Source organism: Pseudolysinimonas sp. 10J20-29 (assembly GCF_055809595.1).
In genome coordinates, this window is record NZ_CM147917.1 from 902,656 (window position 1) to 922,530 (window position 19,875).

The 19,875-nt window shown below is 70.3% G+C and carries 19 protein-coding genes and 2 pseudogenes; 13 read left to right on the plus strand and 8 right to left on the minus strand.

The genetic code is table 11. The features are described 5' to 3' along the window. Nucleotides 1-10: 10 nt before the first annotated feature. The 4 genes from AC0L6Y_RS04435 to AC0L6Y_RS04450 all read left to right on the plus strand — a co-directional run bounded on the left by AC0L6Y_RS04435 (nt 11) and on the right by AC0L6Y_RS04450 (nt 5,158). Entirely contained in the window at nt 11-1,528 is a 1,518-nt protein-coding gene (locus AC0L6Y_RS04435) for an aldehyde dehydrogenase family protein (RefSeq protein WP_473556327.1), read from the plus strand. A gap of 61 nt (nt 1,529-1,589) precedes the next feature. After that, nucleotides 1,590-2,450, plus strand: coding sequence for an aldehyde dehydrogenase family protein (locus tag AC0L6Y_RS04440; RefSeq protein ID WP_473556330.1), 861 nt, complete (start codon nt 1,590-1,592; stop codon nt 2,448-2,450). A 188-nt stretch (nt 2,451-2,638) separates the two neighbouring features. Beyond that, a complete protein-coding gene (locus tag AC0L6Y_RS04445) occupies nt 2,639-4,141 on the plus strand; it encodes an SDR family oxidoreductase (RefSeq protein ID WP_473556334.1) in 1,503 nt (500 codons plus the stop codon). A gap of 99 nt (nt 4,142-4,240) precedes the next feature. Next, nucleotides 4,241-5,158, plus strand: coding sequence for a glycerophosphodiester phosphodiesterase (locus tag AC0L6Y_RS04450; RefSeq protein ID WP_473556339.1), 918 nt, complete (start codon nt 4,241-4,243; stop codon nt 5,156-5,158). On the opposite strand, the gene AC0L6Y_RS04455 is transcribed toward AC0L6Y_RS04450, so the two are convergent. Further along, nucleotides 5,046-6,497 carry a M20/M25/M40 family metallo-hydrolase gene (locus tag AC0L6Y_RS04455; RefSeq protein WP_473556341.1) on the minus strand — a complete coding sequence of 484 codons (1,452 nt, stop codon included), beginning with the start codon at nt 6,495-6,497 and terminating at the stop codon, nt 5,046-5,048. The genes AC0L6Y_RS04450 and AC0L6Y_RS04455 overlap by 113 nt on opposite strands. A 52-nt stretch (nt 6,498-6,549) precedes the next feature. Here AC0L6Y_RS04455 and AC0L6Y_RS04460 point away from each other — a divergent pair, with 52 nt between their 5' ends. Both AC0L6Y_RS04460 and AC0L6Y_RS04465 read left to right on the plus strand, forming a co-directional pair. Further along, a complete protein-coding gene (locus AC0L6Y_RS04460; RefSeq protein WP_473556344.1) occupies nt 6,550-6,912 on the plus strand; it encodes a DUF6804 family protein in 363 nt (120 codons plus the stop codon). Between the two features lie 176 nt (nt 6,913-7,088). Further along, on the plus strand, nt 7,089-9,209 hold the full coding sequence (locus tag AC0L6Y_RS04465; RefSeq protein ID WP_473556347.1) for a DEAD/DEAH box helicase: 2,121 nt from the start codon (nt 7,089-7,091) through the stop codon (nt 9,207-9,209). A gap of 250 nt (nt 9,210-9,459) precedes the next feature. Here AC0L6Y_RS04465 and AC0L6Y_RS04470 read toward each other — a convergent pair whose 3' ends face one another. Then, nucleotides 9,460-10,005 (minus strand): LysR substrate-binding domain-containing protein, encoded by a 546-nt coding sequence (locus tag AC0L6Y_RS04470; RefSeq protein WP_473556351.1) that lies wholly within the window; start codon nt 10,003-10,005, stop codon nt 9,460-9,462. Between the two features lie 22 nt (nt 10,006-10,027). On the opposite strand from AC0L6Y_RS04470, the gene AC0L6Y_RS04475 reads away from it, so the two are divergent. Then, nucleotides 10,028-10,438 carry a DUF5997 family protein gene (locus tag AC0L6Y_RS04475; protein ID WP_473556353.1) on the plus strand — a complete coding sequence of 137 codons (411 nt, stop codon included), beginning with the start codon at nt 10,028-10,030 and terminating at the stop codon, nt 10,436-10,438. Nucleotides 10,439-10,449: 11 nt separating this feature from the next. On the opposite strand, the gene AC0L6Y_RS04480 is transcribed toward AC0L6Y_RS04475, so the two are convergent. Beyond that, a complete protein-coding gene (locus AC0L6Y_RS04480; protein ID WP_473556356.1) occupies nt 10,450-10,788 on the minus strand; it encodes a tryptophan synthase subunit alpha in 339 nt (112 codons plus the stop codon). 66 nt (nt 10,789-10,854) lie between these two features. Between AC0L6Y_RS04480 and AC0L6Y_RS04485 the strand changes: the two genes are divergently transcribed. The 5 genes from AC0L6Y_RS04485 to AC0L6Y_RS04505 all read left to right on the plus strand — a co-directional run bounded on the left by AC0L6Y_RS04485 (nt 10,855) and on the right by AC0L6Y_RS04505 (nt 15,888). Next, nucleotides 10,855-11,823, plus strand: coding sequence for a J domain-containing protein (locus AC0L6Y_RS04485; RefSeq protein WP_473556360.1), 969 nt, complete (start codon nt 10,855-10,857; stop codon nt 11,821-11,823). Between the two features lie 42 nt (nt 11,824-11,865). Next, nucleotides 11,866-12,570: an SGNH/GDSL hydrolase family protein gene (locus AC0L6Y_RS04490; protein ID WP_473556365.1), complete on the plus strand. Its 705-nt coding sequence runs from the start codon at nt 11,866-11,868 to the stop codon at nt 12,568-12,570. After that, a complete protein-coding gene (locus AC0L6Y_RS04495) occupies nt 12,552-13,784 on the plus strand; it encodes a GNAT family N-acetyltransferase (protein WP_473556368.1) in 1,233 nt (410 codons plus the stop codon). The genes AC0L6Y_RS04490 and AC0L6Y_RS04495 overlap by 19 nt, the downstream gene beginning before the upstream one ends. A gap of 247 nt (nt 13,785-14,031) precedes the next feature. Then, the gene (locus AC0L6Y_RS04500; protein ID WP_473556373.1) at nt 14,032-15,420 is read left to right on the plus strand and encodes a GNAT family N-acetyltransferase; all 1,389 of its coding nucleotides are present in this window, start codon (nt 14,032-14,034) and stop codon (nt 15,418-15,420) included. A 120-nt stretch (nt 15,421-15,540) separates the two neighbouring features. Beyond that, nucleotides 15,541-15,888 carry a hypothetical protein gene (locus AC0L6Y_RS04505; protein ID WP_473556379.1) on the plus strand — a complete coding sequence of 116 codons (348 nt, stop codon included), beginning with the start codon at nt 15,541-15,543 and terminating at the stop codon, nt 15,886-15,888. Nucleotides 15,889-15,918: 30 nt separating this feature from the next. On the opposite strand, the gene AC0L6Y_RS04510 is transcribed toward AC0L6Y_RS04505, so the two are convergent. The 3 genes from AC0L6Y_RS04510 to AC0L6Y_RS04520 form a co-directional block, all read right to left on the minus strand. Next, nucleotides 15,919-17,004, minus strand: coding sequence for a nuclease-related domain-containing protein (locus AC0L6Y_RS04510; RefSeq protein ID WP_473556384.1), 1,086 nt, complete (start codon nt 17,002-17,004; stop codon nt 15,919-15,921). 13 nt (nt 17,005-17,017) lie between these two features. Further along, entirely contained in the window at nt 17,018-17,920 is a 903-nt protein-coding gene (locus AC0L6Y_RS04515; protein WP_473556389.1) for a nuclease-related domain-containing protein, read from the minus strand. 76 nt (nt 17,921-17,996) lie between these two features. Further along, nucleotides 17,997-18,623, minus strand: a complete 627-nt coding sequence (locus AC0L6Y_RS04520) for a VWA domain-containing protein (protein ID WP_473556393.1) — start codon at nt 18,621-18,623, stop codon at nt 17,997-17,999. Nucleotides 18,624-18,863: 240 nt separating this feature from the next. On the opposite strand from AC0L6Y_RS04520, the gene AC0L6Y_RS04525 reads away from it, so the two are divergent. Further along, entirely contained in the window at nt 18,864-19,118 is a 255-nt protein-coding gene (locus tag AC0L6Y_RS04525; protein WP_473556397.1) for a hypothetical protein, read from the plus strand. 31 nt (nt 19,119-19,149) lie between these two features. Here the strand turns inward: AC0L6Y_RS04525 and AC0L6Y_RS04530 are convergent. Both AC0L6Y_RS04530 and AC0L6Y_RS04535 read right to left on the minus strand, forming a co-directional pair. Further along, nucleotides 19,150-19,797 (minus strand): annotated as a pseudogene (locus AC0L6Y_RS04530) (IS3 family transposase); the annotation flags it as partial. After that, nucleotides 19,782-19,871 (minus strand): annotated as a pseudogene (locus tag AC0L6Y_RS04535) (hypothetical protein); the annotation flags it as partial. The pseudogenes AC0L6Y_RS04530 and AC0L6Y_RS04535, both read right to left, overlap by 16 nt. Nucleotides 19,872-19,875: the final 4 nt, after the last annotated feature.

Here is a 19,875-nt window from a genome sequence, read left to right on the forward strand (position 1 = left end):
GGACCGCAGCATGGTGAAAGACATTGACATCCCCGCCGGTGGCGGTTTCCTGGACTACGCCCCGGCGCCCGAGTCGACGAGCATCCTGAAGCTCCGCGATTCCTACGGCCTGTTCATCGACGGCGACTTCGTCGACGGCCACGGCACCCCGTTCTCGACGGTGTCGCCCGCGACCGAGAAGGTGATCGCCGAGATCGCCACCGCGAACGAGCGCGACGTCGATCTGGCCGTCGCCGCGGCCCGCCGCGCCTACGACAAGACCTGGTCGAAGCTGTCCGGCGCCGACCGCGGCAAGTACCTGTTCCGCATCGCCCGCCTCGTGCAGGAGCGCGCGCGCGAGCTCGCCGTGGCCGAGAGCCTCGACAACGGCAAGCCGATCAAGGAGAGCCGCGACGTTGACGTGCCGCTCGTCGCGGCCTGGTTCTTCTACTACGCAGGGTGGGCCGACAAGCTCGACTACGCGGGCCTCGGTGCGAACCCGAAGGCGCTCGGGGTGGCGGGTCAGGTCATCCCGTGGAACTTCCCGCTGCTGATGCTCGCCTGGAAGGTCGCCCCGGCGCTCGCCGCGGGCAACACGGTGGTGCTGAAGCCGGCCGAGACGACCTCGCTCACGGCGCTGCTGTTCGCCGAGATCCTGCAGCAGGCCGACCTGCCGAAGGGCGTCGTCAACATCGTGACCGGTGCGGGCGCGACCGGGGCGACGCTCGTGCGCCACCCCGACATCGACAAGGTCGCCTTCACCGGCTCGACCGCGGTCGGCCGTGAGATCGCCAAGGCGGTGGCCGGCACCGGCAAGAAGGTCACGCTGGAGCTCGGCGGCAAGGCCGCCAACATCGTGTTCGATGACGCGCCGATCGATCAGGCGATCGAGGGCATCGTCAACGGCATCTTCTTCAACCAGGGTCACGTCTGCTGCGCGGGCAGCCGCCTGCTGGTGCAGGAGAACGTGCACGACGAGGTCATCGACCGGCTGAAGAGCCGCCTGTCGACGCTGCGTCTCGGCGATCCGCTCGACAAGAACACCGACATCGGCGCGATCAACTCGCAGGAGCAGCTCGAGCGCATCACGGCGCTCGTCGCGGCGGGGGAGGCCGAGGGCGCCGAGCGCTGGAGCGCCCCGTGCGACTTCCCCGAGAACGGCTTCTGGTACGCCCCGACGATCTTCACGAATGTGTCGACGAGCTCGCGCGTCGCCCGCGAGGAGATCTTCGGCCCGGTGCTCAGCGTGCTCACCTTCCGCACACCCGCCGAGGCGATCGCCAAGGCGAACAACACGCCGTACGGCCTCTCGGCCGGCATCTGGAGCGACAAGGGCTCGAAGATCCTCGCCGTCGCCGACAAGCTGCGCGCGGGGGTGATCTGGGCGAACACCTTCAACCGCTTCGACCCGGCATCGCCGTTCGGCGGCTACAAGGAGTCCGGCTACGGCCGGGAGGGCGGCCGCCACGGCCTCACCGCGTATCTCGCCGCAGGCGGGTCGAGCAGCGCGCGACGCGCGCGTATCGAGACCAAGGGAGCAACCCGATGATCCGGCGGAGCGGGTCGAGTAGCGCGCCTAGCGCGCGTATCGAGACCGAGGGAGCAACCCGATGACCCACCTGACGATCCCCAAGACCTACAAGCTCTACATCGGCGGCAAGTTCCCGCGCACGGAGTCGGGGCGCAGCTACGAGGTGACCACGCCGAAGGGCAAGTTCCTCGCCAACGCCGCGCTCGCCAGCCGCAAGGACGGGCGCGACGCCGTTGTGGCCGCCCGCGCCGCGCAGCCCGGCTGGGCGGGCGCGACCGCCTACAACCGCGGTCAGGTGCTGTACCGCATCGCCGAGGTGCTGGAGGGCCGACGCGAGCAGTTCGTCGCCGAGATCGCCGCCTCCGAGGGCGTGTCGAAGTCGGCGGCCACCGCGCAGGTGGATGCGGCAATCGACTCCTGGGTGTGGTTCGCCGGCTGGGCCGACAAGTACGTGCAGGTCGCCGGAACCGGCAACCCTGTCGCGGGCCCCTACTTCAACCTCTCGGTGCCGGAGCCGACCGGCGTCGTCGCGGTCGTCGCACCGCAGGGCACGGGTGCGTCGCTCCTCGGCCTCGTCAACGTGGTCGCGCCCGCGATTGTGAGCGGCAACACGGTGGTCGTGATCGCGAGCGAGAAGCACCCGCTCAGCGCGATCAGTCTCGCCGAGGTCTTCGCCACGAGTGATCTGCCCGGCGGCGTCGTGAACGTGCTCACCGGCTCGCCGGCCGAGATCGCCCCGTGGCTGGCAAGCCACGCCGACGTGAACGCGCTCGACCTGTGCGGCGCCGACGGCCTCGACTGGGTCGACCTCGAGATCGCGGCGGCGGACACGCTGAAGCGCGTCCTGCACCCGGAGCCGGGCGTGCCCGCGCGCTCGTTCGACAGGATCGTGGCCCTCACCGAGACGAAGACGGTCTGGCACACCAAGTCGCTGATCTGAGCCGGGCGGCGCGTTCGCCGGTCGCGCGCGGCGCGAGCGGTGCGAAAAGTGCGATCGCGGCGCGCACGATCGCGCTTTTGGCACCGCTCGCGGGGACGGGCGCGGGTTTCTCGCGTGCACGACCTTGCGGGGGACTGGATCTCGTCGAGACCCGGGGTTTCTTCAGCCCGGAGGCCTAACGTGGCGGCATGCGCATCCTCCTGACCGGCGCGACCGGGTATCTGGGCGGGCGCTTGGCTCCCCGGCTTCTGGAACGCGGTCACGATGTGCGCGTGCTCGTGCGCGACCGCTCGCGACTGCGCGACGTGCCCTGGGCGGACGACGTCGAGGTCGTCGAGGGCGACCTCGGTGATCCGGAGTCGGTGCGCCGCGCGCTCGACGGCCGTGAGGTCGCGTACTACCTGGTGCATTCGATGACCGCGCACCGCGACTTCGCCGACGTCGACCGGCGGCACGCCGAGACCTTCGCGGTGGCGGCGCGCGCGGCGGGCGTCTCGCGCATCGTCTACCTCGGCGGCCTGCATCCCGAGGGCAAGCTCTCGCCGCACCTGCGCTCCCGTGCCGAGGTCGGAGAGATCCTGCTCGACTCCGGAGTGCCGACGGCGGCGCTGCAGGCGGGGGTCGTGATCGGCTCCGGCTCGGCGAGCTTTGAGATGATCCGGCACCTCACCGAGGTGCTGCCGTATATGCCCGCACCGAAATGGGTGCGCAACTTCATCCAGCCGATCGCCGTGCGCGACGTGCTCTACTACCTGCTCGAGGCGGCCGAGCTGCCGCCCGAGGTGAACCGCGCCTTCGACATCGGCGGACCGGATGTGCTGCGCTACGGCCAGATGATGAACGGCTACGCGGTCGAGGCGGGGCTTCACCAGCGGCCGATCGCCTCGCTGCCGGTGCTGACGCCGTGGCTCGCCTCGCACTGGGTCAACCTGGTCACTCCGATCCCGCGCTCGCTCGCCGTGCCGCTGGTGACGAGCCTGCAGAACGACGCCGTCTGCCACGAGCACGACATCGCGCGCTGGATTCCGGATCCCGAGGACGGCCTCACCAGCTACCGGCGCGCGGTGCGCCTGGCGCTCGGCAAGATGCGCGCCGGCGAGGTGGAGACCAGCTGGCAGAACGATCCCGTGCTCGGCGCCCCGAGCGATCCGCTGCCGAGCGACCCGGAGTGGTCCGGCCACACCGTCTACGTGGATGCGCGGGAGCAGCACTCCACGGCCTCACCCGAGCAGCTGTGGCGGGTGATCGAGGGGATCGGCGGCGACAACGGCTGGTACTCCTTCCCGCTCGCCTGGGCGCTGCGTGGCTGGCTCGACAAGCTCGTCGGCGGGGTGGGGCTGCGCCGCGGGCGTCGTCATCCGCACCAGTTGGCGCTCGGCGAGGCGCTCGACTTCTGGCGGGTGGAGCAGCTCGACCGCGGCCGTTTCCTGCGCCTGCGCGCCGAGATGAAGCTCCCCGGCCGCGCCTGGCTCGAGCTCTCCGCCGTGCCGCAGGACGGCGGCTCGCTCTACCGGCAGCGCGCCGTGTTCTTCCCGCGCGGCCTCGCCGGACGGCTCTACTGGTTCGCCATCCTCCCGTTCCACGGCGTGATCTTCCGCGGCATGGCCCTGCGCATCACGGAGCGCGCCGAGGCCGAAGCGCGCGCATCGGCGGCGGACGAGGACGCCGCCGACCAGATCACGACTCGGTGACGAATAGATAACAAACCGGTAACGCGACCTGCTAGGTTCGAGGCACCCGCAGCGACGCGGGGACCACATCCGTGGTGAACCCGAAACGAAAGCGTGTCAATGACGACAGCGCAGCCCGTTGCCGAGTCCCCGAAGCTCGGTCACCCCACCCATCCGCTTCGTCGCGCTCTCGTCGCGAGCGCCCTCACCCTCGGGCTCGTGCTCGTGATGGCGCTCAACCCCGACGCCGTCCGCGTGTTCGCCGCGAGCCCGTTCGGCGAGCTGCGCAGTCCCGGAGAGTCGGCCTTCATCGCCGCGCACCGCGGCGACCGCTCGGATGCGCCCGAGAACACGCTCCCCGCCTTCCAGTCCGCGTTCGACAGCGGCTTCGCCTACGTCGAGACCGATCTCCAGTTGACCCGCGACGGGCAGGTGGTGCTGATGCACGACACGACCGTGGATCGCACCACGAACGGCACCGGCAGTGTCGCGAACAAGACGCTCGACGAGCTGCGCAAGCTCGACGCCGGCTCCTGGTACGACGAGCGCTTCCGCGGCACGCTCGTGCCGACCTTCGGCGAGTTTCTCGACCTGCTCGCGGACTCGGACTCGCGAGCCCTGCTCGAGCTCAAGGGCGACTGGACGCCCGAGGAGGTGCGCTCGATGGTCGCCGAGATCTTCCCGCGCGGCGTGCAGAACCGCGTCTCGTTCGCGAGCTTCAGCAAGGTCTCGCTCGCCTCGCTCTCCGAGGTCGCCGCCGCGTTCCCGCGGATCGTGCTGCGGAAGACCCTCCCGAAGGACCCGGTCGCGCTCGTGCAGAAGTACACCGCCAGCGCGATCATGACCCGCACCGAGGAGCTCGAGCAGCGTCCCGAGGTCGTCGAGGCGATGCACGACGCGGGGCTCGGCGTGCTGCTCTACACGCTCAACGATCGGGAGAGCTGGGCCGAGGCCCTTGCGCTCGGGGTCGACGGCATCGCCACCGACCGCCCCAGCGCCCTCGACGGCTGGATCGCCCAGACGGCTCCCGGAACGTAGCCGGCGTCAGCTGCGGGCGAGGAGGTCGCGGAAGAACTCGATGCCGCGCAGGTAGGTCGAGACGCGGATGCTCTCGTTCGATCGCGTGCAGCGTCGCCCGCTCCGCGGTCGTCAGGTCGAACGGCAGGAAGCGGTAGACGTGCTCGCTGATACGGGTGAAGTGCCGCCCGTCGCTGGCCTGCAGCATGACGTAGGGCGTGACGATCGCCTCCGGGAACAGCTCCCCGATGGAGGCGGACAGCCGCTCCCACGCCTCGCCGCTCGCGGGCGAGACGGGCGAGGGCTCGGAGCCGTAGACGAGTCGCGCCTCGACGCCGTCGCGGTGCACCACCTGCTGGATGTGGGCCAGCGCCTCCGCCAGGCTCGATCCGACCGCAATGCGCACGTTGACCATCGCGGTGGCCTTCTCGGCGATGACATTGTCGCCCGCCGAGCCGCGCAGGCGGGTGACGGCGTAGGTGGTGCGCACCATCGCGTTGGTCTCCGGGCCGAGGCGCGAGAACACCGCGGTGAGCAGGCCCCGGAACAGGCCGACATGGGTGAACAGGAAGCGCATCGGCTGCTTCGTGTGGGCACCGAGCCGACGGATCATCTCGGCGGTCGGCTCGGCGAGCTGCGCGGGGGCGGGGGAGCGGTCCAGCCGCACGATGGCCCGCGCGAGTCGCGTGGTCGCGCCGTCGCGCACGGGCGTGGAGGCGTGGCCGCCGCTGCGCTCCACCGAGAGCTCGATGCCGGCGAGCCCCTTCTCGCTGACGCCGACGACGGCGACGGGGGCGGCGACGCCGGGGAAGATGCCCTCGACGACGGCTCCGCCCTCATCCACCACGAGGCCGGGGCGAATGCCGCGCTGCTCGAGCAGGTCGACGATCGCGGGGGCGCCGTGGCCGGCGACCTCCTCGTCGTGGCCGAACGCGAGGTACACGTCGGCGGCGGGGGTGAAGCCCTCGGCGAGCCGCGACTCGACCGCCTCCAGGATGCTTCCGAGCGCGCCCTTGTCGTCGATCGCGCCGCGACCGCGCACGCGCTCCTCGCCGTCCTCGTCGCGCACCAGCTCCGCCTCGAAGGCGGGGAACTGCCAGCCGGGCTCGTCGGCGGGCACCACATCCTGGTGCGCCATCAGCACGAGCGGCGCGGCGGCGGCGTCCCGACCGGCCCAGCGGAAGAGGAGGGACGCCTCGCCGACGAGCTCGTGCTCGAGTCGCTCGTGCACGAGCGGGAACAGCTCGGCGAGCTTCGCCCGGAACGCCGCGAAGGCCTCCCAGTCCACCTCCTCGGAGTTCGAACGGGAGACGGTCGGAATCCGGATGAGTTCGCGCAGGCGGTCGACAGGGGTGCTCACTCCTCGACATTACAAGCGCGAGCGCGGCGGCCGCGCTCGATAGGCTTTCGGCATGACTTCGAGGTCGCGCGAGTCCGCTCCGGTGCCCCGGCGCCTCGCGCTCGCGCCCGCCGTCATCGCCGCGATGGCACTGCTCATCGGGGTGGCGCTGCTCGACAGCGACGCGTTCCTCGTCATCCGGTTCGTCGTCTCGATCTTCGCGCTGATCATCGCCTGGTTCGCGGTGCGGGCGCGTCACTGGTGGTGGGTGCCGCCGCTCGGCGCGATCGCCGTGGTGTGGAATCCGGTGCTGCCGATCGCGGTGCCCGGCGACTGGTGGCTGGGCATGCAGTACATCGCGGTGCTCGTGGTCGTCGCCGCGGGCATGCTGATCCGCATCGCGGTCGTGCCCGCGAGCGGGTCGCGGACCCGCTAAGGCGAGGATTCGGCTAGACTGGGGCCACGTTCCGCCCCACCGGCCAAAGCCGGGTCTGGGATTCCGCGGGAAGTACACGGTGAACGCCGATCCCGCATGGCGGTCCCGTTTTACACAGCAACGGCCTGAGCATCAGGCGGATCGACCGGCATTCTGGCGAATGCTCGAGGAGAATCATGGCCCAAACCGGGCAGAAGTCGCGCAACGGGGGACGCCGCGCTGCGCCGCAGCGCAAGCGTCAGCACCAGGACGAGACGGGTGTCATCCCCGTCCTGGCGCGCATCGTGCGCACGATCGAGAACTCGGCCGAGCGTGGCAAGGTGAACGCCGCGAACCGCACCCGGTTCCGCGTCGTCGCGGTGCTCGTGCGCGAGGAGCGCGCGCGGATCAAGGGGGATGCGAGCCTCGGCGAGGCCGAGCGCAGCAAGGAGCTCACCCGCCTCGACGGCATCGCCACGATCATGGCGAAGACGGCGTCGCGCGACACGAGCCTGATCCAGCTGCTCACCGACACGGCGCCGCTGTCGACGGCAGCGCTCGAGGTGCGTCGCACGATCCTGATGGAGGCGGGAGCGGAGCTCAGCCCCGAGGATCTCGTGATCGTGACCGAGACGCCGGAGAAGACGCCGGCGGAGGACCGCCAGGTCATCCCGCAGTCGGTCAAGCAGTACCAGATGTCGAATCCGTTCCTCGCGCCCGACTTCAGCGCCGCGCAGGCCAAGCCGGCCACCGAGGGACGTCTGGCGAACTGGGAGCTCATCGAGCCGCTGTTCCGCTCCTTCGAGGTCGGCGCCGGCGGCGGCGCCGCGACCATGAACCTGCCCGCGCCGCGCACCCGCGAGACGCCGGGCGGCACCGAGCTGATGATCCACCAGGCGCGCTTCATCGAGTCGGCGCGCACCGGGCACCGCAGCTTCCTGCTCGCCGACGAGCCGGGTCTCGGCAAGACGGCGCAGGCGCTGCTCGCGGCCCACGTCTCGGGCTCCTACCCGCTGCTCGTGGTCGTGCCGAACGTCGTCAAGGTGAACTGGGCGCGCGAGGTCGAGAAGTGGACGCCGCAGCGCACCGCCACCGTGGTGCACGGCGACGGCGACGACCTGGATGCCTTCGCCGACGTCACGATCGTCAACTACGAGATCCTCGACCGGCACGCCGCCTGGCTCAGCCGTCGCGGCTTCAAGGGCATGATCGTCGACGAGGCGCACTTCATCAAGAACAAAGAATCGCAGCGTTCGAAGAACGTGCTCGCGATCGCGAAGAGCATCCGCGCCGTCAGCCCGAACGCCCTGTTCATCGCCCTCACCGGAACCCCGCTGATCAACCAGATCGAGGACTTCCGGATGATCTGGCAGTACCTCGGCTGGATCGACGACAAGCAGCCGCTCGCCCAGCTGATGAAGAAGCTTGAGGAGACCGAGCGCACGCCCGGCGACCCCGGCTTCTTCGCCGCTGCGCGCGGCGCCGTGATCGACATGGGCATCGTGCGTCGCAAGAAGGAGGATGTCGCCGCCGACATCCCCGCACGCCGCATCGCCGACATCCCGGTCGAACTCGACGGGGAGGCAGGGCGCTCGATTCGCGCCGCCGAGCAGGCGCTCATCTCGCGTCTCGTGGACCGCTACCGCCGCGTGCTCGCGCAGCGCCCGGACGCGAACCCCGAGGACATCATCCGTCTCGTGGCGCACGCCGAACTTGAGGAGTCGCGTTCCGCGGCCTCGGGGGGCGACAACGTGTTCACGATGGTGCGCAAGATCGGGCAGGCCAAGGCCACCCCGGCGGCGGACTACACGGTCAACCTGGCCCGCAACGTCGGCAAGGTGGTGTTCTTCGCCAAGCACATCGACGTGATGGACACGGCGGAGAAGCACTTCGCGGCGGCGGGGCTGCGCACCGTCTCGATCCGCGGCGACCAGAGCTCGAAGGCGCGCCAGGAGGCGATCGACGCGTTCACCAACGACGAGGACGTCGCTGTCGCGGTGTGCTCGCTCACGGCGGCCGGCGTCGGCGTCAACCTGCAGGCCGCGTCGAACGTCGTGCTCGCCGAGCTCAGCTGGACGAACGCGGAGCAGACGCAGGCGATCGACCGCGTGCACCGCATCGGCCAGGGGCTGCCGGTGACCGCCTGGCGCATCATCGCCGCGGGCACGCTCGACGCGCGGATCTCCGAGCTCATCGACGCCAAGGCGGGCCTCGCGGCCCGCGCCCTCGATGGCGTTCACCTCGACGAGAGCGAGGAGGGCTCGGTGCAGCTTTCGGCGCTCGTCACGATGCTCCGGGACGCCGTTTCCGAGCTCTGAGCGCCTCGCGGTCTTGTACCCCGAACCGGTCGTCCTGTCCTACATGTGAGGGACACCCAGAATGGGGGGAGCGCGACAGTGGTGGGATGAGTAACTTCATAAGTGCACTAGTTGGGGGACTAGGGGCGGCGGTGACATCGTCAGAACGCGAATACCGGCTACGGGGGTAACCGGACACAGCGGACGAAGTCACCGCCGCCAGTAACTTTTAACGGGCCGTTTTCGCCCGCAGCCTCCTCGGGCCCGGCGCTCAGCGCCGCGTGCTGTTGGCCGTTCGGCCCCGCACGATGCCGATGAACGTGTCGATGCGCGGGTCCGCGGCATCGCCCGCATCGCTCACGCGCCAGGCCAGCCCGATCCGGGTGGGGGCGCCGTCGCGGATCGGACGCGCGACGACATCGCGGCGCGAATGGGTCCGGGCGACCGACTGCGGCATCCGCGCCACCCCGACGCCCGCCGCCACCAGCGCGACCGTGTCGGCGTCGTCGCCGGGCTGCACGACCTCCTCGGCGAGGTCCGCCTCGCTCACGTCGTCGACCACCGAGAACACGTGCTCCTTGGCCGCCACGACGACCGGGGTCTCCTCATAGAGCGGAATGACGTGCAGCTCCTCGCTCGCGGCGACGTCGCGCACGAACGCCATCGCGGCGCTCCCGTCCGCCAGCGCCGCCAGCGCCTCCGCCTGCGAGCTGGGACGCAGCTCGAGCGGGTCGCGGCGCATCCGTTCGCGCCAGATGCGCTCCCACTTGGTGGGGGTGACACCCGGCACGAAACACACGACGAAGGGATCTGCCACCCGCTCAGGCTAGCCTGGGGCTGTGAGTGAGCAGACGATGAACCCGGCAACCGCGGCCAAGAAGCTGGAGCTGCTGCTGGCGGCGACGCCCGAGGAGTTCCGCGCGAAGCCGCTGACCCGGTCCGAGGTGCAGGCGCTCATGACCGACCCGCCGGAATGGCTGAAGGTGCTCCGGGCCGACGGACCGCATCCGCGCGAGGTCGTCGCACGCAAGCTCGGCGTCTCGAACTCGGGACTCGCGCGCGGCGGCATCGTCGAGCCGCTGACCACGCCGGAGATCAAGGCGCTGCTGGACGAGATGCCCGACTGGCTCGTCGCCGAGCGCGAGCGTCAGGCCGCGGTGGTGCGCGAGAACGCGCGCATCAAGCGCGAGAAGCGCCCCGCGGGGGAGCCGCGCGACACCGGTTCGCGCAAGGGCGGCTCCGGGGTCTAAAGGGTCCGCGCCTACGCGCTCCAGCGCAGGCGATCCAGCCGGCCGAGCATCGACCACACGGTCTCGCTCAGCTGCGGGTAGGCGAGCGCGATCTGGCGCAGCATCCGCCGATCCACCTCGGCGCTCGGACGGCGACCGTTGTCGGCGGCGATCAACTCGGAGCGCAGGCCCAGCACGACGAACTCGTCGATCGTCGGCAGCACCTCCATGAACGCCCACGGATCCTCGCCGCCGTGCAGCCGCTCCCAGACGACGGTGCTGAGCTCGTCGTGCGCCTCGGCGCGCAGCACCTCGAGGCTGGCGCGGCGCAGCACCCCGGGGCGGGGGAGTTCACGGCGCTCGTCGGTCACCCTTCGAGACTACGCGTCGCGACCTCCGCGCACGCCCGAAGCGCGCCGGTTCGATACCATCGACCGATGCCCGATTCGCCCCTCTCCGCGAGCCCCTATGAGGTGCTCGGCGTTGCGGCGACGGCGAGTCACGACGAACTGCGCAAGGCGTACCGCAAGCGACTGCGTGCCACCCACCCGGATTCCGGCGGCAACGTCGAGCAGTTCCACCGCGTGCAGCGCGCCTGGGAGCTGATCGGCACGCCCGAGGCGCGCGAAGAGTTCGACCGCGCCGGCGAACCGGTGATCGGCGGGCACTCCTGGGCGCCCGGCGGGCCGCCGCCGCGCCAGGACACGCGTCCGCAGACGCGCCAGCACGGGCATCCTGGCGGCTGGTTCCGCGAGCAGTACCTCGCCGAGCTGCGCGAATGGGTGGGTCGCGGCGTCACCATCGCCGACCCCTACGACGCGGCGCTGCTGCGCCGTGCGCCGCACACCGTCAAGCATCTGCTGGCGTCCGCGATCGCCGAAGAGGACACGGCGCGCGTGCTGTCGACGCTCGGCATCGGATTCACCGTCTGGCATGACGTGTCGACCGGAGTCGGCGGCGGCCCGCCGTCGCGGATCGGAGTCGGGCATCCCGGCGGAACGCCGATGAGTCAGGTCGAGAAGCTCGATCACATCGTGCTGGGCCCGACCGGGCTGTGGGGGCTTCTGAGCGAGGACTGGGGCGAGCCGGTCAAGGTCAAGCGCGGCGAGATCATCGGCGCCGGACTTCAGCCCGGCGAGCAGCCGCTCAAGGCGCTTGGCGCGCGGGCTCGGTTCTTCGCGCGCGCGGCGAAGGTGAAGTTCTCGGGTCTCGTCATCGTGGTGCCGGAGGGCGCGGCACCGGCCGACGTCGTGCCGCTCGGCATGGTGAAGGGGGCGCACGCGCTGCTCGTGCAGCGGCCCCGCGTCGTGCAGCTGCTGCGCACCGGAATCGCCGGCATCGGCACGGGCGGAACCGACCTGTTCGAGGTGCGGTCGCGCGTGCAGGCCACGGCGCGCTTTGTCTGAGCTTCTCGACGCCTCGCCGCGGGCACGGTACCGTGAAGTGACGTGACCCTGACTCACACCCTGATTCACCTGCTCGGCGGCCGTGCCGTCGAGCGTGCGGTGATGCGCGGACTCGCGAGCGACGGCCGTCTTCCGGTCGCTCCGACCGGTCCGAGCATGCTGCGTCCCGGCGACGACATGCTGCGGGTGCGGCTGGTCGGCGGGGGCATGGTGCGCAGCCTCGGCGTCACCAGCGCCGAACTCGGACTGGCGGGCCATCTGAGCCGCCTGCTGCAGGGCTCGCTCGGGCGCGGCGTCAGCATCGACGCCTGGGGCGAGTCTGGCGCCGACCTCGACGACATGGCGCCCCGGCTCTGCCCGGAGGGCGCCCCGCGCCCCCACGTGCGCGTGGTGCTGGTGGGACTGATCGAAGCGATGCGGCTGCGGCCGAGCGCGCGGTGGCGGAAGGATCTCGCGCTGCTGGAACCTGCCGTCGCCGCGGGGGAGCCTCCGCTCGTCGTGGTGCTGGCACCGAGCATGCCGGGCGACCTCGACGTCTCGCCGTGGGTGCGGCGGCACGTCGCGCAGGCGATCGAGAAGCTCAACGCGACGACGGCGGACTGGGTGAATCGGCATCCGGGGGCCTATCTCGTGCCCGCGATCGCGCCGAGCACCCGCAGGATGCTCGGAACGTCGGAGGACTACGCGCGCACGGCCGCGGCCATCGCGCCGGTCGTGGCGGAGGCGGTATGGGCGGCGAAGGAGTAGTCGCCGGGAGCGGCGGCGCGCCCGCGCTGCCGTACACGGTCGCGCCGATCGAGACCGAGCGGCTGCGGCTGCGGGTCGTGAGCGCGCGAGATGTCGACGCCATCCATGCCGTGCAGTCGCGCGAGGATGTCTGCCGCTACCTGCCGTTCCCTCCGCGCTCACGCGACGAGATCGCCGAGAAGGTTGCCGTATGGGCCGCCGGGGGAGTGCTCGCCGCGGACGGCGACCTGGCGATGCTCGCGATCGAGCGGCGGGAGGACGGCGTCGTCATCGGCCACCTCCACGCGGTGCTGTCGAGCGTCGAGAACGCGAGCGCGGAGGTCGGCTGGGCCCTGCACCCGGACCACGCGGGCCAGGGCTACGCGAGCGAGGCGGCACGCGCCGCGCTGCGCGAGCTGTTCGGCCGGGTCGGGCTTCACCGCGTGTTCGCCTGGGTGCAGCCCGAGAACGTCGCCTCGGCGACGCTGTGCCGCCGTCTGGGGATGCGCATCGAGGCCGAGCGCGAGCACTTCGGCTGGCTGCGTGGGGGCTGGCGCGACCTGCAGGTGTGGGCTGTGCTCGACCGCGAGTTCGCGGCGGTGGAGGCGGGGGCGCCCGCGCCGGCAGGACCGGACTTCGTGCGCGAGGTGCCGTACGGTGATGCGGCGGGCGCCGCGCCGGAGCCGGCGCTGCCGGCGGAGTTTCCTGGCATCCGGACGGAGCGACTGCGACTGCGCTTGCTCACGAACGACGACGTGGATGCGGTGCACCGCTACCAGAGCCGCGAGGACGTCTGCCGCTATCTGCTCTTCGAGCCGCGTGACCGCGACGAGGTAGCCGCGAAGCTCGCCGAGCATGCGGCGCACACCACGCTCGCGGTGCGCGGCGACTACTGGCAGGTCGCCGTCGAGCGGCTCGACGACGGCGCCGTGATCGGGGACCTGTACTTCGCGCTCACCGAACCCGGCAGCGCGGCCGCCGAGATCGGGTGGACCTTCCACCCCGACGCCCACGGTCAGGGCTTCGCGACCGAGGCCGCCGCGGCGCTGCTCGACTTCGCGTTCGACACGTTGCGGTTGCACCGCGTCGCCGCCGAGTTCGACCCGCGCAACGAGCGCTCCATTGCGTTGTGCCGCCGCCTCGGCATGGTCGAGGAGGCCCACTACCTCGAGGACCTCTGGTTCAAGGGCGCCTGGGCCGACACCGGCCAGTACGCCCGCCTGCGGGTTGAGTAGCCACGAAAGCGGCGTATCGAAACCCCAACGCTCTGCGGGTTGAGTAGCGCGCTCCGCGCGCGTATCGAAACCGCAAGGCTCTGCGGGTTGAGTAGCCGCCCCCGGCGGCGTATCGAAACCCCAAAGCCCGAAAGGCCTCGATACGTCGCTGCGCGACTACTCGACCCCCAAGCCCCCGCGGGTTGAGTAGCCGCCTCCGGCGGCGTATCGAAACCCCACCCCCTCACCCCGCCTACGCTGGAATGCTATGAGCACCTACCGCCTCCACCCGATCGACGAAACCTCGCGCGCCCGCCTGGCCGAGCAGGGCCTCACCCTCTCGCTGGTTGACGGCCTCGACGACTCCGAGTCCGGAGTCGCGCGCTACGACGCGTGGACACAGGCCGACGGTCGCGGCTTCTACCTCGACCGTGCCGCCGACGATGCTCTCGCGTTCCACCGTGCGGGTGTCGGCGACCGCCGCACCACGGGCGTCTGGGACGACGCCACCCCCGCCACCCTCGAGCCGGTCGCGACCATCAACTCCTGGCCGACCGAGCTGAGCGTGCCGGGCGGTCGCGCCACCACCGGCTGGGCGATCAGCTCGGTGACGGTCGCGCCGACGCACACGCGGCGGGGCATCGCGCGCTCGCTGCTGGAGGCGGAGCTGCGCACCGCATCCGCTCTGGGCGCTCCGGTCGCGATTCTGACGGTGTCCGAGTCGACGCTGTACGGACGCTACGGCTTCGGGCCCGCCGTGCTCGCGACCGATTGGGTCATCGAGTCGCGCCGCGCCCGCCCGCTGCGGCGCCGCACCGAGGCGGGCCGGGTCGAGTTCATCTCGCTGCAGGATTACCGCTCGGAGGTGGCGTCGCTGCACGAGCGGGTGCGCGCGGAGCGTCCCGGCGAGATCGCGGTGTGGCCGTCGCGGTGGGATCAGATCGCGGGGCTCGCGCCCGCGCAGGAGGCCGAGGCGAAGAAGCGGCGTGCGGTGCGCTATCTCGACGCGGACGGCGTCGTGCAGGGCGTCGTGATCTACAGCGTCTCCGGCGGCGAGGACGACTTCACCGAGCACCGCGTCGACGTGAAGTACCTGCTCGACGCGACGCCGGAGGCCTACGCGGCGCTGTGGGGCTTCGTCGTCGAGCTTGACCTGGTGCGCGAGGTGACGGCGCGGCTGCAGCGTCGACGAGCCACTGCGCTGGATGCTCGCCGACTTCCGCGCGGCGAAGGTCAGCACGATCGAGCACGAGTATGTGCGCGTGCTCGATGTGGTGGCGGCGTTCGAGGCGCGCGGCTACTCGGCCGCGGGGTCTCTCGCGTTCGAGGTGACGGATCCGCACGGCTTCGCGGAGGGCACCTGGCTGGTGGAGGCGGATGCGGCGGGCACCGCGACGGTGCGCGCGGTCGACGAGGCGCCCGCTGGCGTTCCGCTGCTGTCGCTCGGCGTGCCGGAGCTGTCGAGTCTCTACCTCGGCGGGGTGTCGGCCGCGACGCTCGCCGCGGCGGGACGTGTGCACGAGCGCACCCCGGGCGACGCCGCGGCCGCGGATGCGCTGCTCCGCTCGCCCGTGCCCCCGCACCTCTCCGTCTGGTACTGAGCCGGTTGAGTAGCTGCGAGAGCGGCGTATCGAAACCGCAAGGTTCTGCGGGTTGAGTAGCGCGCAATGCGCGCGTATCGAAACCGCGCTGTAGCGGGTTGAGTAGCCGCCATTGGCGGCGTATCGAAACCCAGAAGACCCAGCACACCCCAACCCCGCGGTCGCACCATAGAACCGTGACAACTCCCGACGACGACCCCACCCGCATCCGCTCCCAGCCGGCGCTCACCCGCTCGACGGGCCGTGTCTGGCTGATCGTCGGCGGGATCTTCACGGTGATGTCGCTCGCCGTGCTGGTGCCGATGACGACCCTGCCGCCGGCGGGCGTCGCGCTCACCGCGGCGATCGTGGTGGTGCTCGCCTACGCCGTGATCGTGCTCGCGCGCCTCCTCGTTCCCGCGCGACGCCTCCGGCTGCGCCTTGGCGTGATGGCGGTGTCACTGCTCGTCTCGGCCGCGGTGGCGCTCATCGCCGCGGTGATCGTGGCGACGTCCGCGGCGCAGGAGCTGGCGGGGGTCGTGTGAGCCGCAGCTGATGAGCTCCGGCGCGAGCCGTCAGCGGTTCAAGAGCGAGTTGTAGAGCCCCCAGAGCACGACCAACCCGACGATCGGGCCAGCCAGATCGGTGATCAGCCTCTCGATGACGGATCTGCGGCGTCGGCGACTCCGACGCCGTGTCGCCGGCCGTCGCGCTGACGACGAAGGCGGTTCCGAGAGTGCGGACGCAATTCGTGCGCCGAGTGAAGGACGCGGCCGCGGCCGCGCGGGCACGTTGACGCGTTTCGGCTCCGGTCTCGCAGGTCGCCGGGGTCCGACGGCCGCGGCGAGTGCGTCGTACTCACGTCGCACATGGTCCGGCGGTGATGACGGCTGCGGCTTCGTCATCCACGTCTCGGGTCGCACCGCCGCGTCCACAATCCGTGCGATCTGCTCGTCGCTGTAGACGGGCCGGCGGCGCAGAGTGCGGACGAGTTCCCGGTCGGAGATGACCTGGATCAGCGTGACGCCGTCGCCCGACGGCGCCTTGCGAGTGATCTGGCTCGGCGCGACGAACACGATGAGCGACACGACGTCGATCGCGAGGCCGGATGCTCGCGAGAGCGCCTCTTCGACGCGCTTGGACTCGCGGATCGAGGCGAAGATGTAGGGCTGTTTGAACCCGTTGACGTGCAGCCCGCGGCCCGCGGCCCAGACTTTGCGTCCGGGGCTGTACTTCGTGTTGATGGCGAAGACACCCGCGGGTGAGATGGCGATGTGATCGATGTCGGTGCCGCGGTTGCCGACGGGTACCGAGTGCAGAACCGTCCATTCGGGGCCGAGCGTGGCGAGGAGTTCGGCGACGCGGCGCTCGCCGGTGACACCGTCGAACCAGCCGCGCGCCTCGTCGTCAATGACGACAGTCCCGCCCTCATCGACCCGAATATTGCCGCGGTCCCACTGGCGCAGGAGTTCATCCATCAGGGAGTGACCCGGCACGCGCTCTCGAAGATCACTCATGAAAAGAGCATGGCTCGCCGATCGAGCGCGGGGTACCCCGACTTCGGGTGGCAGGGGGTGTCCGGGCTCGACGTGCACTGCTTCGTGGCGGCGATCTGACTGCCGATCTCGCAATGCCAGCGCGCGCCGTGCGGACGCGTTCATGCGCCCCGAGCATCTACAGACTTGTCACCCACATCCAGAAGGCCAAAAGGATGGCCGCCGGAATGAGGAGGTCGCGAACGACGACGTCGGCTCGTGAGCGACTGCGTTTTGGGGGAACCTGCGATTTCGAGGCCGACTCGGGCGTTTCCGGCGATGGTGCGGTCGTCGTTCTCGGTGAGCTGCCCACGGTGGCGCTGGTCTTGCTTCCGGGCCGCCATCCGTCGCCGACCAGCGCCTCAATCGAGAGGAATTCGCTCAGCACGACCCGCGGATCGCTCGACACGCTCGGAGTCTGCCGCCAGGTCTCAGGCCGGCAGGCCGCCTCGGCGACTTCGGCGGTCTGTTCAGCGGTGAAGACGGACGGGCCCCGCAGCGCGTGCGGGATCTGCCGGTCGGAGAGGATGAAGAACTCAGGATCACCCGGCGCAGGTTCATGAGGACGACGGTGCGTGATCCGCTCGGGTTCGACGAAGACGAGCAACGAGGTCACAGGGACGGTCAGACCTGAGGCGCGAGAAAGCGACTCGGACGCACGCCGTCCTTCCCGGAGGGAGCTGCTCACGTAGGGCACGCTTCGAGGTCCGACCATCAGTGTCCGACCCGCGGCCCACACCGGGGCGCCGGGGCTGTACTTGGTGTTGATGGTGAACACGCCAGCTTCACCGATTGCCACATGGTCGATGTCGCCGTATTCGCCGGTGGGAACCGAGTGCAGAATCGTCCAGCCGTCGCCGAGCTCGTCGAGAAGCGCGGCGATGTGTCGTTCGCCGATGACGCCGCGATACCAGCTCATCGCCTCGTCGTCGATCACGACCGTGCCGGGTTCCGTTCCAGGTCGGATGGATCCGCGGTCCCGGTGTCGCAGCAACTCGTCGATGAGAGAATGGCCGGGCACCCGCTCCCGAAGATCGCTCACCGTCTGAGAGTGCCTCACCGGCGATGGTGAGGCACCCCCGACTTCGGGTGGCAGGGGCACCTGGTTGGCTCGCCGCCTACGCCCCGCGCGCCTCCCCGCGCTCGTCCTCGTCGAAGCCGCGCTTGCGCTTCCGGCGCACGTCGGTCATGTAGCGGCTGGTGGAGCGGCTCATGCCGCGCACTCCGTCGGCGCCGGCGTCGTAGGTGAGGGCGGAGTCGCGGCCGATGCCGAGGTCGCGGGCGGTGAGCACGGCGTCCTGGTTGGCGCCGAGGAAGACGAAGTCCCAGTTGTACTGCTCGGCCTGCCGGGTGATGAGGTCGCGGACCATGTCGTGGTCGTATTCGCGGCTGGAGTTCTCGTGGCCGTCGGTGACGATGATGACCTGCACGGTCTCGGGGCGGGCATGCTCGGGCAGGGCGGCGAGCTGCTGGCCGAAGATCTGGATGGATGCGCCGAGCGCATCCATGAGGGCGGTGCCGCCGCGGGGCTCGAGTTCGATGCGCACGGTGCGCGCATCGGCCATGGTGTGGGTGTGTTCGATGACGCCGTCGAAGATGACGACGTCGACGGTGAGGAGCCCGTCAAGGGCGGACTGCTCGGCGAGCAGTCCGTTGAGCGCGTCGACCATTTCGTCGCGGATGGTGATCATCGAGCCGGAGCGGTCGATGACGAGCAGCAGGGCGGTGTAGTTCGGGTCGGTCATGGGGGCTCCTCGGATGAGATCGGATACCCGCGAGCAGCGAGTCGATCAGTTTCGGGGAAGCCACCGACATCGACCTTCAGCACCTCCACTAGGCCGGCGAATCGGGACGCGCGTGCGACTCGAGAGCCAGTGCAAAAAGGACGCGCCAAACGACCGCCCGAGGTGTCCGATCGGGAGTCGCGCTGGAGAACGGCTCGTCGCTGATCGCGCGGGGTAGCCGATGCGCGCGAGTCGATCGATGTGGCGTTGCTGTTGCTGGTCGTCTTGCTTGATAAGGACAATCACGAGCACCTTTCGGCCAACCGGAAGGTAGTTGATCCGACCGCGGTATTCCTGCCCGGCGTTGCCCGTAGCGATCTTGGAGACCTGTCGCCACCCTCGGGCGCCCTCGAGGTCTTTTCCGACCATGTCGGCCGTGTCGAGTTTGAACAGCGCGCGCACGGCCGACGCCGGATTGCCGAAATCCTCCAGGACCTCAGGGTTGTCGGAGCCTGACCCGGTTCCCCGGTCGGCTTCTTTGTGTTGATCATGCCGCGGTTGCGGCTGGGATGTGAAGTCGTTCTAACTCCACGGGGCTGAGGTTTCCGAGGGCTGTGTGTCGGCGGGTCGGGTTGTAGAACCCTTCCATCCACTCGAACATTGACGAAGCCAGCTCCGCCTTCGAGGTCCAGGTCGAGCGGTCGAGAAGTTCGAATTGCATCGTTGACCAGAACGACTCGATGAGCGCGTTATCGACGGACGAGGCGACTCTGCACATCGATCCGAGCAGCCCCGCTTGGCGGAGCCGACGCCCGAAGAGGCAGCTGGTGTATTGCGCGCCTCGGTCCGCGTGGACCACGGTTCCGGGTTCGGGTCGGCGTCGCCGGCGGGCCATCTCGAGCGCGTCGACGACGATCTCAGCGGTGATCCGGTCGGAGATCGACCAGCCGACGATCCGGCGCGCGTAGGCGTTGATCACGGCCGCGCAGTAGACCCAGCCATCTCTTGCGCGATGCTGCGTGATGTCGCAAAACCAAAGCCGGTTCGGCTCAGCCGCCCGGAACTGCCGCTTCACGAGGTCCTCATGGGTCGCGGTGTCCGGCTTCCAGCCGCGGCGCTTGCGCCGGTGAGACCGTCCTGACGCATCAGCCGGGCGACACGCTTCCTTCCGACGTGAAAACCGCGCCCGGGCCTCAGCGCGGCGAGGACCCGCGGGGCGCCGTAGGTGCCGCGCGAATCCCGGTGAACCTGCCGAATCGTTGCGGTCAACGAA

What these genes read in the sequence shown, in the direction of transcription:
- AC0L6Y_RS04435 (WP_473556327.1), top strand. Translation starts at nt 11, where the DNA reads ATGGTGAAAGACATTGACATCCCCGCCGGTGGCGGTTTCCTGGACTAC.
- AC0L6Y_RS04440 (WP_473556330.1), top strand. Translation starts at nt 1,590, where the DNA reads ATGACCCACCTGACGATCCCCAAGACCTACAAGCTCTACATCGGCGGC.
- AC0L6Y_RS04445 (WP_473556334.1), top strand. Translation starts at nt 2,639, where the DNA reads ATGCGCATCCTCCTGACCGGCGCGACCGGGTATCTGGGCGGGCGCTTG.
- AC0L6Y_RS04450 (WP_473556339.1), top strand. Translation starts at nt 4,241, where the DNA reads ATGACGACAGCGCAGCCCGTTGCCGAGTCCCCGAAGCTCGGTCACCCC.
- AC0L6Y_RS04460 (WP_473556344.1), top strand. Translation starts at nt 6,550, where the DNA reads ATGACTTCGAGGTCGCGCGAGTCCGCTCCGGTGCCCCGGCGCCTCGCG.
- AC0L6Y_RS04465 (WP_473556347.1), top strand. Translation starts at nt 7,089, where the DNA reads ATGGCCCAAACCGGGCAGAAGTCGCGCAACGGGGGACGCCGCGCTGCG.
- AC0L6Y_RS04485 (WP_473556360.1), top strand. Translation starts at nt 10,855, where the DNA reads ATGCCCGATTCGCCCCTCTCCGCGAGCCCCTATGAGGTGCTCGGCGTT.
- AC0L6Y_RS04495 (WP_473556368.1), top strand. Translation starts at nt 12,552, where the DNA reads ATGGGCGGCGAAGGAGTAGTCGCCGGGAGCGGCGGCGCGCCCGCGCTG.
- AC0L6Y_RS04500 (WP_473556373.1), top strand. Translation starts at nt 14,032, where the DNA reads ATGAGCACCTACCGCCTCCACCCGATCGACGAAACCTCGCGCGCCCGC.
- AC0L6Y_RS04510 (WP_473556384.1), bottom strand. Translation starts at nt 17,004, where the DNA reads ATGAACGCGTCCGCACGGCGCGCGCTGGCATTGCGAGATCGGCAGTCA.
- AC0L6Y_RS04520 (WP_473556393.1), bottom strand. Translation starts at nt 18,623, where the DNA reads ATGACCGACCCGAACTACACCGCCCTGCTGCTCGTCATCGACCGCTCC.